Source organism: Streptococcus sp. STR1/CE/0325 (assembly GCF_055386095.1).
Window position 1 is genome coordinate 1,136,622 of the sequence record NZ_AP045018.1, and the last position, 12,401, is coordinate 1,149,022.

Genomic DNA, 12,401 nt, shown 5'->3' on the forward strand with positions numbered 1-12,401 from the left:
TACATGTCCTCTATTTTAGTAGCTCTTTGGATCATTGGCTACTGCCACAATCGTTTTTGCAAAGGCATCACAAGCCGCCCGACAAGCAGACTGTGACCCCACCAACAAGCCACCAGCAAAGTTGGTTTCACTTGGTGGACCATAAAAGGCACCGACCTGCACATCCGCCGCTTTTAGAGCCGCATCAAGACCGACCATAGCCTCAGCTGGAGGGGCAATCAAGTAAGCAATAGCCGTACCTTCCTCAGCATTAGCACCAGCTGATAGGTAAGACCCTGCTCTTGAGATGCAGTGAGCAAAATAAGGGATGCTATTGTCGTCATTGGCACTGTAAAAACAAGCACCATTTTCAATTTCATAGACAGCCACATCAAGACCACTTCTCACTTCTTCTGGATTAGGACCAGCTAGGATACCGATGACCTCACCAGCTAGTTTGGTTGAGGCATTGCCAGCACCCGCATACATACTTCTAGCATAGACAACCTCAACATCCGCAGCCTTGGTCGCTTCATCTAGCGCCACATAGGTCACATCATCGCTATCTGCGGTAATGATCCCAAGGCTTCTATGATGCGGTTGTAGCTCCAAGGAAGCCGCAAGACCTGCATCGACATTTGGAATAAGTAGGGCACTTAAAACAGTAGCACCGAGACGTTCATTTATCACAATAAGGTCCTCCTTTTTATTTCAAATCCACACCAGATTTCTTGTGTTCAAGAATCTTTTTGATGATTTCAGCCACATAAGCACCTGCTTCAACGGCTGGTGTTCCACCTTTATGGATATTGGAAAGCACCGTCCGTTTGGCTTCAGGCATACCAACTGTTGGGCGATAAGCTAAGTAAGCACTCATGGACTCTGCGGTCACAAGACCAGGACGCTCTCCAACCAGCATACAGATGACTTCTGCACCAGTCAATTCTGCGATTTGGTCCATGGCAGCCACACGCGCATGCTTGATAAAGAGCACTTCGTTAAAGTCAAGCCCAAACATCTTGAGACCTTGTTTTAGGGCTGGCAGAAAATCTCTGACATTGGCTTCAATAGCAGATGAGCTAAGACCATCTCCAACGACAATCTGCACCTTAGCGTTTGGCGTGCAGTGTTCTTTGATAAATTGTTGTTGCTCTTCTGAGAAAATCCGTCCCAAGTCTGGGCGAGTCAAATACTCATCCTTAGTCGCAGCGAGCGTTTGAACGGGAATAAAGCCCATGTCCTTAACAAAATCATCCGAAACATAAGAGAAAACTGCATCCTGAGCTGCCGCATGGTCGGCTCTAAAGCGTAACACAGACTGTGTCTTATAGCGATTCCCTGCTCGCCAAAGACCAAGACGAGCTGGCGTGAATTTCTTAATTTTGCGATAAGCCTCTTCATTGATCGCATGAGGCACTAAGAACTGTTCTTGGATATCCACTTCGGTAATATCTGGAATGATGCCATCTTCAATATCCGCATCACTCTCAGATGGAAGCTCATATTGCTTTGTTTTAGCTGCGCTCAAGCTATCGACTTCTACCTCGTTTTGAGGTTCTTCTTTGACCACAGCGATTTCTGGAGTTTCTCCAGTTGCCGTTTCACCACTCATTTCACTAAGCAATGAGCGAATCATTTCTTTTAATTGTAATTCATCCACTGTGACTTCCTCCTCATTAGTTGGTTTTCATAAAGATAGAACCGTCTCCACCGATTTCAGTGAGATGACCATCTTTCATCAAGCCCATTTTTTCCATCCATTCTTCAAATTCCTTGATTGGACGTTTGTTAAACAAATCACGCATGGTCGCTGTTTCATGATAACCAGTGGTTTGATAGTTGAGCATGATGTCATCCCCGTGTGGAATCGCCATGATGTAGTTGACATTAGCCGCACCAAGAAGAACAAGAAGATTTTCCGCATCATTTTGGTCCGCCTTCATGTGGTTGGTGTAGCAAATGTCACAACCCATAGAAATACCAGTGAGTTTGCCCATAAAGTGATCTTCTAGACCCGCACGGATAACTTGTTTGGAGTCGTAGAGGTATTCTGGTCCGATGAACCCTACCACGGTATTGACAAGGAAAGGATCAAAACGTTTAGCAAAGCCGTAGCAACGTGCCTCCATAGTCACTTGGTCGGCACCATTGTGCGCATCAGAGGACAATTCAGAACCTTGACCTGTTTCAAAATACATGACATTTGGACCAGCAGCTGAACCCACTTTTAAAGCAGTATCTCTGGCTTCTTGGATCGTGGCTGCATTAAAACCAAAGGCTTCATTTCCTTTTTCAGATCCAGCAATGGATTGGAAGACCAGTCCAGTTGGTGCGCCTTGATTCATGGCTTCAATCTGAGTGGTCACGTGAGCCAACACACAATGTTGGGTCGGGATTTGATATTCTTCAATAAAGTCATTGAATTTATGAAGGATACGCTTGGTGCTTTCGACCGAATCATCTACGGGGTTAAGCCCTAACAGCGCATCCCCACAACCATAGGCAAATCCTTCCATCGTAGAGGCCATAATCCCATCTGGGTCATCCGTGGTATGGTTGGGTTGCAACCGAGATGAAAACGTTCCTGGCATCCCAATGGTCGTGTTAGCCGTCTTTGTGATGGTGATTTTTTGCGCTCCTACGATTAAGTCCAAGTTGGTCATAAGTTTAGCAACCGCAGCCACCATTTCAGAAGTCAAACCACGAGAAATCCATTTGATATCAATATCGGTTGTATTGTTGTCTAGAATCCACTCACGCAAATCCTGTACCGTCCAGTGTTTAATCTTGTTAAAGGTTCTGAGATTGACATCATCGATGATGATGCGTGTCACCTCATCCTCTTCATAAGGAACCACCGGATGGTTGAACAAATCTTCTAGCGTCAACTGGGCTAGCACGACTTTGGCTGCGACACGCTCTTCAGCAGAAGTTGCTGCAACCCCTGCTAGCTGGTCACCTGACTTGTACTCATTGGCCTTAGCCAATACTTCTTTGACAGATTTAAAATCATATACTCTACCGAATAATTTTGTTTTTAAAATCATTAAAGCTATCCTCCTTTTATCTACTTAGTTAAAGACTAATGTTTTTACCACAACAGGTAAGACCGATCCTTCAACGACAGGATTTCCAATATCGATATAATCCCCATTTTGCACATCCACCGAATCAATGCAAACAAAGGGATAATCTCTAGGCAGTAGCGCATAAAGGCACTGACCAAGAACCTTTGCCATATCTTCTTCGACGACAACGACCAAAGGAATACCTTTTTCGATGCTTTCCTTCATCCCAGAAACAACGCTTCTAGCGTACTCTTGGACTCGGATAAAACTAGGGCTTTTCACTCCAGTTAGGGCAAGAGCGATTTGCTGGACTTCATTTTCCAAAGTAAACCAATTCACCTTGTCTTTAATGATGGCAGTCAGGGTCGCTTCATCTTCTTTTTCATCGCTCTTAGCGAGTTTCAAAACCGGAACATTTTTAATCGGAAGCACCTGAGAGATATAAGTGATGGTACTACCACTCACATCAGTGGTGTGACTTCCTGCCCCAACTACCGTTGCTCGAATGGTTTCTGCTGATTTTATGACCTTTTTCTCGGTGAAAATCTTGGATTTTCTAAGCGCACGACCAAGTAAAATACCGATATCGCCATATTGAAATTCATCCAGCAAAGATGATGTATCTAAAATCGCATCTGCTACCCCTCCAGAAAAAGATACGCAGCGAATCTCGTAACTGAGCTTGAGACCATGATTGGTTTCAAGAAAGGTGTAATAAGGGCTATCATTTGAAATACCAACCGCCTGCTCTAAGACACACACCAGCTCATCAATCAGCTGATCCAAGTCCGAACGCTTGGCAACAGATCCAACTGCTAGCTGCAGGCCCTTATCTGCAATGATTTTCTCAAGCTTAGGAGCGATATAAGTAATCCGATGGGTCTTAGGATCCAAGCGAATCAAACGCCCACCAATATCAAAGCAAGCTGTATCAATCAAATCACCTTCTCGAAAGACCGCTAGATTTGACGTGCCACCACCAATATCAATATTGACTACCGAAGTATGGTGTTCCTCGGAATAGATATGGCTACAAGCTCCTTTGCCTGCGATGATGCTCTCAAGGTCTGGACCAGCAGTCGCAACGACAAAATCTCCAGCATAGCCACTAAGCGCCTGCAAGACCTGGCTGGCATTTTCCTTACGGGCCGTCTCTCCAGTAATGATCACCGCCCCCATCTGAATATCTTTTTTCTCAATCCCTGCCTTTTGATACTCGGTCATCACAAAGTCTTTGATCTTATCCACCTCAATCAACAACTGCTCTGAGATCGGAGTAAAGATAATATCACTCTTGTATAAGACCTTTTTATCCGTGATGTAAATCCGTGGAATGGTAAAGACAGAGGAGATATTCTCGATGGTCAGCTCGGATAACACCAACTGGGTCGTGGCAGTGCCAAGGTCTAGACCAACACTCAAAATCTTATCTGACATGTGGAAAACCTCCCAAAAAAAGACGCTCAAAGATCGACCAGTAAACAAGCGTTTACTCATCTTCTTTAAGCGTCATTGCTCTTCAAACTAACTTCTTCGTTAGATATTGATTCTTTTATTCTTTAAATGTAATCGTCACCCTCGTGCCGGATAAGCTCGAGGAAACTAATAGCTGTCCAGACAGCTTTCCTGTCACCAAACTATTGACAATCGTTAGTCCCAAGTGCCCTCTAGCAGGTCGGGTGGTGTCGTAACCGTTTCCATTATCGGTTACTCTTGCTTTTATTATACCACCTTCTGAGCGAACATGCAAACGAATTTTTGATTTTTCTGCCTTCTTTTGACAAAAAGCATGGTCATAACTGTTTTGAATGAGCTCATTTAAAACCAAAGCCAACGAAACAGCCCGTGTGCTATCAAGATGTAGCCCCTCTTGAATCTGAGCGCTTAGCTCAATATCACTCTCTCTTGAGCAGATGTGAGCGATATGTTCAAGGACTGCTTTTAACAGTTGGCTCAGATCAATCTGATTGCCCTTATCTCCCTTAAACGATAGGAGCTCTTGTGTCTTTGCCATCGCAGCAATCCGACTCATACTCTTTGTCAAGATCTTTTTACTCTTGTCGTCTTCTACCCTGCGCTCTTCTAAAGCCAAGAGCGAACTCAAGGTTTGGAGCTGATTTTTGATGCGATGATTCATCTCATGAAGGGTCGCATCTAAAGCAGAGAGTTGGCGTTCTTTTTGTACCATATCTGTTTGGTCGCGAAAGACCATGACCAAGCGTTTTTGAGCGTCCAACCAAGAACGTGTCACACTAAAATGATAGCGCCCATACTGGACCATGGTAGGTTCTTTTGACAAGCGGTTCAAGCGTATTTTGCGAAGTAATTTCTTAAAACAGACATAATCCAAGGACAAATTATCATAGTGTAGAGCCGAAATATCATCCTTGTAGCCGAGTTTTTCTTGATACATGGTCTTGGCGGCTTGATTATGATAAATCAAATGACCAAATTGGTCAAAGACCAACACCGCATCATCCAACACATCTGATAAGATGAATTGCTCAGTTTCAGATGCTAGTAGGGCTTTGATCCCCTCATTACCAAACTCAGACTCCGAATAAATGAGCGGTTCTGCCCTTTCTAGGATAAGCGTCCCAATCACACGACCTTCACGCCAAATGGGAAAAACGCTCTGGCGAATGGAAACTCCTTCTTGAGAAATACCAGATAAGCCAACGGTGGAAAGACCAGTGTGCAGGGTTCTAATGACCCCTGGTTCGTTTTCCAAATCAGCCATCAAACCGACCACTTCTTTTTGGTAGAAAGCCTCCTTGGTCTTAATTTTCTTGTGGAAAATCACCACCGCATTTTCCGAATAAGCACTCTTGACATCGATAAAGACTTCCTCATCATCATAGTGCGAGCTCTTCATCAACTGCTTTGCCTTGGTCACAAGATAAGCAATATCATGATCATCCAAATCTGTATGTTCTTTGCAAAGGTCAAATATTTTTTGCTTATACATCATCATGTAAAACCAATAATTTTGCAATCTCAACCATAGGGACTCGTTTTTGCATACTAATTGTTCGAATCTGCTTAAATGCTTCTGTTTCAGACAAGTGATCACGCATCATCAAAAGCCCCTTTGCTTTTTCGATAATGATCCTATCGTCTAGCTTTTTGGACAAGCGCATCATTTCATTGGATAACTGTTGCAGCTGGCGTCCTTTTTCAATCGAAACCTCCACCATAGGAATTAGAGATTTCATATCCAGTGGTTTGATCAAATAACCGCTAACTCCATAAAGTTTTGCCCTCTCCATAAAATGCTCATCATCATAAGCGGATAGCAAAATCACACTGTAAGCCAGATTATCATCAAGAATTTTTTTGCTAGCGGTAAGACCATCCAGCAAAGGCATCTTAATATCCATGATGACCAAGTCCGAGCGATATTTTTGACAAAGCTCAATCGCTTCAAAACCATCTGTGGCTTCAGCAACCACTTCATAATCTGCCTTTTCCAAGGCTTCTCGAATATCTAATCTCACGATTGGATCATCATCAACAATTAGTATTCTACCTTTCATACGTTTCCTCAACAATCTGATTTTTATGTGCGTGTGACAAGGGTACTAGAAAAACCTAAAATGTCTTCCAAGCCTTGAAGAACCGCCACCAATGCCGCCTCAACCGACGCCACATCACCTGTTAAGACCACAGAACCACTAAAACGATCCACAAAACCAACTTCAACATCCGCTGCTTTTGTCGCAATATCTACCGCAATAATGGCCGCTTCACTCGGTGTGATGGTGAGAATGCCAATAGCTCCTTTTTTCTCAACAATCAGCCCCAGTTTTTCATAAATGACATCATCTGGGTTCGCAATTAGGTGAGCTAAGGTCACTTGTTTGCCAGGAACATATTCCTGAATCATCCTTTGTTTTTCTTCCACTTTAGACTCCTTCTTTGTTTTCTTAGAAGTTTGCCTCACGTTTCCATGACTTTATTATATGATAAACATACAAAATGTTCAATATTAAAATGCACTCTCAAGGATTCCTAAAATATCAGAAACAGTCGGCACTCTAGGATTGGTCACGGTACAGCCATCAAGGAGAGCAGCATGTGCAATTTGCTCCTTATCAGTATCAAAATCCATTCTGGAAATTCCGTAGGCACTTAAAGAAGCAGGCATATCTAATTGCTTTTGCAATCGCTTAACCGCCTCAATCAACTGCCGTACCCCTAAGGCTGGGCTAGAGGCTTGATAGCCGATGAGGCGGGCGATGTCTTGGTAACGCTTTGCCACATCCTTATTCATCTGACGACGATCTCTTGGATTTAGATTAGCATTGTACTGGATAATGTGAGGCATCAAAATGCTGTTCAAACGCCCGTGGGGCACATGAAATTTCGCCCCCGCAGCATGTGCTACGCCATGATTTAAACCCAAAGAAGCTGTGTTAAAGGCCATTCCTGCCAAGGTAGAGGCTGCGTGCATTTTTTCTCTAGCTTCAATATCTTGACCATTTTGGTAGGCTCTTGGGAGGTATTCAAAGACTAGCTTGATGGCTTTTTCAGCCAAAGCGTCGGAAAAATCACTCGCTTTAGTGGACACATAAGCCTCAATCGCATGCGTTAAAACATCCATTCCGGTATCTGCTGTGATATTAGGCGGCAAAGAAAGCACGAGATCGGCATCCAAGATGGCCAAATCAGGTAATATCTCTCTGGTCACCAAAGGATACTTGGTTCCTTTTTGCGCATCTGTGATGACCGAAAAGTCCGTCACCTCTGAGCCTGTACCACTGGTCGTTGGAATAGCCACCATGATAGCATCCTTAAAAAGCCCTTGTTTTTTGGCAAAATAATACATGGCTTTAGCCGCATCAATGGCAGATCCACCACCAATGGACAAGACCAGACTGATCTCCCTTCCTTGGGTTGCTTGAATACCTGCCACCACCGTTTCAATGGGTGGATCTGGTACAATATCCGTAAAGACAACTCGGTCATTGCTCTCATCCAAATAAGCTAAGATGCTATCGAGTTGCCCAGACGTTTTTAAAAAAGGATCTGCCACCACAAAGACACTCTCCTTGTGAAACCGCCTGAGTTCTTCTAGTGAGCCACTGCCGATGCATAACTCAGTCTTGTAAAAAATTTTATCCATTTCTTCTCCTTTCTGCTGGACTTGGTTTTAACAATGAAAAAAGCTATAAGAAACCAACCATGCCCTTTCGTTCATCGTTCGTTCTTATAGCCTCATTGCTTTTTTATTTATCGTACTCCGTTGTACTTATCAGTAGTTTATCATAAAAACGCTTTCGATGCAATCAAAAGCTGGCTTTTTTCACACCATCTTGTGATGTTTTTCCTATTTTGCAAAAAGCAAAACCACTAAACAAAAAAGCCGTTGGACTGATTCGTCCAACGGCTTTGTCTATTGATTTCTGCTCATTCTTAGACTTGGCTATGCCAGATGTCACGATTGTAGTCTGCAATAGTACGGTCTGATGAGAAGAAGCCTGCCATGGCAATATTTTGCAGGGCTTTGGCTTGCCAGATGTCTTGGTCCTCGTAGTCCTTAAAGACTTGCTCTTTAACAGCGATATATTCTTTCAAATCGATCAGCGTCATGAACCAATCCTTATTGATGAGTTCTTGATAGAGGCGCTCGAGGCGTTCTTGGTTGCCCAATGCCAGAAGTTCTTCACTCACGATAAAGTCCACACACTCTCCAATCAGCGCATCTTCATAATAGTCACGCGCCACATAACCAGCTGTGTCATAGAGGCTAATGATGGTGTCGCTGTCTTTACCAAAGGTATAGATATTATCCTTGCCGGCTAGCTCTGCAATCTCGACATTAGCACCGTCCATGGTCCCAAGAGTGAGGGCACCATTTAGCATGAATTTCATATTTCCAGTACCTGATGCTTCCTTAGAGGCAAGAGAGATTTGCTCGGACACATCGGTTGCTGGGATGAGTTTTTCAGCTACGGTCACGTTATAATTTTCTACCAAAAAGACATTGAGATAAGGGCTGACCTCAGGGTCATTGTTGATGAGTTCAGACAGGGTCAAAATCAAGTGAATGATGTCTTGGGCGATGGTGTAGGCTGGGGCAGCCTTACCACCAAAGAGAATGGTAATCTTGCGCTCAGGCAGGTTGCCTTTTTTAATCTCCAGATACTTGTAAATGACGTAAAGGGCATTCATCTGTTGACGTTTGTACTCATGGAAACGCTTGATTTGCGTATCAATGATGGAATGCTCGTCCAAATCAATGCCTTGATGCGCTTTCAAGAAAGTCTTAAGGCGCACTTTGTTGCCTTGTTTGATGTCACCAAGACGCTTGTGAACGTCCTTGTCTTGGCTAAAGGCGAGGAGTTTTTCAAGTTCTGTCGCATCAGATAGATAACCATCTCCGATGAGTTCCTTAATGTAGCTGGCTAGCTCTGGATTGGCAAACTCCAACCACCGACGGAAGGTAATTCCGTTGGTCTTGTTGTTAAAACGTTCAGGATAAAGTTTGTAGAAAGGTGCTAACTCAGACGCTTTCAAGATTTCCGTATGAAGGGCAGCCACCCCATTGACAGAGGTAGAGAAATGAATATCCATGTGCGCCATGTGAACACGATCATCTTCATCAATGATTTGCACACGAGAATCGCTATAGCGCTCACGAATGATGGCATCTAGTTTCTTGATGATGACCACTAGGTGTGGCACCACTTCTTCAAGGTAAGCGAGCGGCCATTTTTCAAGAGCTTCAGCTAGGATCGTGTGATTGGTGTAGCCTACCATTTGGCTCACCACAGCGACTGCTTCATCAAAGGTAAACTCATGTTTTTCCGTCAAAAGGCGAATCAATTCTGGAATGACCATAGACGGGTGGGTGTCATTGATTTGGACATAAGCATACTCATGCAGATCATGGAGATTAGAGCCACGCTCCAAAGCCTCATCAATCAAGAGTTGAGCGGCATTTGATACCATGAAGTATTGTTGGTAAATCCGAAGCAACTCTCCAGCCTTGTCCGAATCATCTGGATAAAGGAAGAGCGTGAGGTTTTCTTTGATTTTCGTCTTGTCAAAGGTGATGCCCTCCTCAATCAAATCACGATTAAGCCCATCAATGTCAAAGAGATTGAGGTAGTTTTTGGTGTCTTGTCCAAACCCTAGGATATCCAAACGATCCAAGCGTGAGCGCAAAGTAAAGTCTTTAAATGGTACGTCATAGTGAACATCTGTTGGAAGCAACCAGCTATCATCGGTAATCCAGTCGTTTGGCTCAGCTGTTTGTTGATTAGCCTTAAAGACCTGCTTAAAGAGACCATAATGATAGTTGAGTCCTACCCCCTCACCATTGATGCCAAGTGTTGACATCGAATCAATAAAGCAAGAAGCCAAACGTCCAAGACCACCATTACCAAGAGATGGCTCTGGTTCTAAATCCTCAATCTCACTGAGTGATTTGCCTGCTGCTGCCAACTCTTCTTTGATTTCATCATAAAGACCAAGGTTGATGAGATTGTTTGAGAGGAGTTTTCCAATCAAAAATTCAGCAGAGATGTAATAAACCTTGCGTTTGCCTTGATTTTTAGGCTTGTCTTTGGCCAAATCTTTGACATAGTCAAGAAGGGCAAGATAGATGGCTTCATTACTCAAGTCGGCTAAAGTATCTCCACGTTTTTCTACAAAAGTTTGAAATGTCATGTTCTTGTTTCCTCGTTGATATAAGCTTGTGATATGGGTTAAAAAGGCTGTTTTTTCCTCGCTCACTTGTTCAGGCAGCAAGCGCCACTGCCAGTTTCCGCCGATGGTGGATGGGATATTCATGCGCGTGTCCTTTGGAAGATCCAAAATGTCCTGCATGCTAGCAATAGCTGTATGGCTAGCTGTTGCAAAAAGGGTTTTGAGCATGATTTGATAGAGCGGTTGGTCACTTCTACGGTTGGTATAATCATCTAAAAAGGCACGTTGCTTGCTATCAAGCCCCTCATACCAACCATTGACCACCTCATTGTCATGCGTCCCTAGATAAGAAATACTGTTTGGAACCGCACGGTGAGGAATATCAATGCTGTTTCCTGTCACATCGTAAAAACCAAACTCTAAAATCTTCATCCCAGGAAAACCACAGTCCGCCAAAAGTTGTTTGGCACGTTCATCGATATAGCCCAAGTCTTCTGCAATAATCGGTAGCTCACCCAACTCTTCCTTGACCACCTTAAACAAGTCATAGCCAGGGCCTGGTTGCCACTCGCCTGTCACGGCTGTTTTGGCATCGGCTGGGATTTGCCAATAATCTGAAAAGCCTTTGAAATGGTCGATACGAAGGTAATTATAGAGCTTGAAACTCTCTCTAATCCGGTACACCCACCAGTCGTAGTGACTTTTTTTGTGAGCCTCCCAATCATAGATAGGATTGCCCCAAAGCTGACCATCAGCGCTAAAGTCATCGGCTGGAACACCTGCCACATAGAGGGGACGGCGCTTGTCATCAACTTTAAAGAGATGTGGCATGGTCCAGACCTCAACACTGTCGGCTGAGATATAGATGGGCATGTCTCCGATGATGGCGATGCCTTTTTGGTTGGCATAGGCTTTCAACTCCTGCCACTGTTTAAAGAAGAAATACTGGGTGACCTTGTGATAAGCAATCACATCTGCCAGCTTTTGACGATAGTTAGCAAGGGCAGTTTCCTCACGCGCTACCAATGCTGCATCATCCCATTCTTGCAAGGCCTTGTTACCAAAGTATTCCTTAAAAGCCATAAATTCCGCATAATCAAGGATCCAGCTTTTTTGCTCTTTTTCAAAAGCAGCTAAATCTTTTCGGCAAGCCTCATCGGCTAAAAAGCGTGTCACTGCCTTTTCTAAAATAGGACGCCTTGCTTCAAAGATCCGCGCATAATCGACGCGACTCTCATCCTCGCCAAAGTTCACCCCTTGGTAGTCTGCTTTTTCGAGTAAGCCTTCTTTTCTCAAAAGGTCAAAATCAATAAAGTGAGTATTGCCTGCAACGGCAGAAAAGGACTGATAAGGCGAATCCCCATAGCTCGTCGTCGTTAGAGGGAGAATCTGCCAGTAAGTTTGCCCAGTCTTTCTCAACCAATCAACAAAGTCATAGGCACTCTTGCCAAAGGTTCCAATCCCAAAAGGACCAGGGAGGGAACTGATGTGCATGAGCACACCGCTTGCTCGTTTCATCATAGTATCTTCCTTTCTCTTTCGATTGTTCAAATCTAAGATGATTTTATTATAGCGCAATCGTTTGCGTAATGCAAGCGCTTTTTTTAAAAAATTTAATTTTCCTTAGTTTAACACAGTTTCCTCCATTTTTCTAAAAAAATTAACGAAAAAAACTTGACAAACTTCGCAAACGGTTGCATA

General features: G+C 43.8%; 9 protein-coding genes and 1 pseudogene. All 10 read right to left on the bottom strand.

Annotation, left to right across the window (positions count from 1 at the left end):
* Positions 1-15: 15 nt before the first annotated feature.
* Positions 16-669, bottom strand: coding sequence for an ethanolamine utilization microcompartment protein EutL (gene eutL / locus ACZ49W_RS05605; RefSeq protein WP_464814343.1), 654 nt, complete (start codon positions 667-669; stop codon positions 16-18).
* Between the two features lie 16 nt (positions 670-685).
* A complete protein-coding gene (gene eutC, locus ACZ49W_RS05610) occupies positions 686-1,639 on the bottom strand; it encodes an ethanolamine ammonia-lyase subunit EutC (protein WP_464814344.1) in 954 nt (317 codons plus the stop codon).
* Between the two features lie 16 nt (positions 1,640-1,655).
* A complete protein-coding gene (locus ACZ49W_RS05615; protein ID WP_464814345.1) occupies positions 1,656-3,026 on the bottom strand; it encodes an ethanolamine ammonia-lyase subunit EutB in 1,371 nt (456 codons plus the stop codon).
* Positions 3,027-3,050: 24 nt separating this feature from the next.
* Positions 3,051-4,484 carry an ethanolamine ammonia-lyase reactivating factor EutA gene (gene eutA / locus ACZ49W_RS05620; RefSeq protein ID WP_464814346.1) on the bottom strand — a complete coding sequence of 478 codons (1,434 nt, stop codon included), beginning with the start codon at positions 4,482-4,484 and terminating at the stop codon, positions 3,051-3,053.
* A 115-nt stretch (positions 4,485-4,599) separates the two neighbouring features.
* Positions 4,600-6,021, bottom strand: a complete 1,422-nt coding sequence (locus ACZ49W_RS05625) for a sensor histidine kinase (protein ID WP_464814965.1) — start codon at positions 6,019-6,021, stop codon at positions 4,600-4,602.
* Positions 6,008-6,583 (bottom strand): ANTAR domain-containing response regulator, encoded by a 576-nt coding sequence (locus ACZ49W_RS05630; RefSeq protein WP_464814347.1) that lies wholly within the window; start codon positions 6,581-6,583, stop codon positions 6,008-6,010. Before ACZ49W_RS05630 ends, ACZ49W_RS05625 begins: the two co-directional genes overlap by 14 nt.
* 23 nt (positions 6,584-6,606) lie before the next feature.
* Positions 6,607-6,951: a BMC domain-containing protein gene (locus tag ACZ49W_RS05635; protein WP_464814348.1), complete on the bottom strand. Its 345-nt coding sequence runs from the start codon at positions 6,949-6,951 to the stop codon at positions 6,607-6,609.
* An 84-nt stretch (positions 6,952-7,035) separates the two neighbouring features.
* A complete protein-coding gene (locus ACZ49W_RS05640) occupies positions 7,036-8,172 on the bottom strand; it encodes a 1-propanol dehydrogenase PduQ (protein WP_464814349.1) in 1,137 nt (378 codons plus the stop codon).
* Between the two features lie 290 nt (positions 8,173-8,462).
* On the bottom strand, positions 8,463-10,721 hold the full coding sequence (gene glgP / locus ACZ49W_RS05645; protein ID WP_464814966.1) for a glycogen/starch/alpha-glucan family phosphorylase: 2,259 nt from the start codon (positions 10,719-10,721) through the stop codon (positions 8,463-8,465).
* A gap of 9 nt (positions 10,722-10,730) precedes the next feature.
* A pseudogene (gene malQ, locus ACZ49W_RS05650) lies at positions 10,731-12,278 on the bottom strand (4-alpha-glucanotransferase); the annotation flags it as partial.
* Positions 12,279-12,401: the final 123 nt, after the last annotated feature.